General features: G+C 62.1%; 1 protein-coding gene. It reads right to left on the minus strand.

All coding sequences use genetic code 11. The annotated features are described in order from the left end of the window. A partial coding sequence (locus KVT44_RS55610; RefSeq protein WP_217576875.1) for a hypothetical protein occupies positions 1–409 on the minus strand: 409 nt, incomplete at both ends.

Here is a 409-nt window from a genome sequence, read left to right on the forward strand (position 1 = left end):
ACCGATACCTTGTGAGCCATCAAGTCGAGGACAGCCTGAACCTTCTCGGTCTTGCGCTTGTGCCCCATGATCTGTGAGATCGGCAGGACCTGAAGGGCGACGATCTCTGCCATCAGCAGCTTCACCGCGTCCGACTGGCCCTCGAGCTGGATCTGCAGGCTCTCATCGAAGTTCTTCCCCTCAACGCGCACCGAACGTTCCCATAGCTCCCTCAGCGCAGACACGGTGGGGGCCGACCAGACCGACCCATCCGTACTGAACATCGAGCCGCCGTCCTGCAGCGCCTTCTCGACCCACCACCAAGCAGCCGCGAGGAGCTTTCGCTGAGACGCTTCGCTCGACACCCAACTGGTGGGGAGGGCTTCGTCGATACTCGATTGCAGTTCGAGGCGTCCCGCCGCATACCTCC

It is taken from the genome of Streptomyces sp. GbtcB7 (genome assembly GCF_019091445.1).
Classification (GTDB): Bacteria; Actinomycetota; Actinomycetes; order Streptomycetales; family Streptomycetaceae; genus Streptomyces; species Streptomyces mirabilis.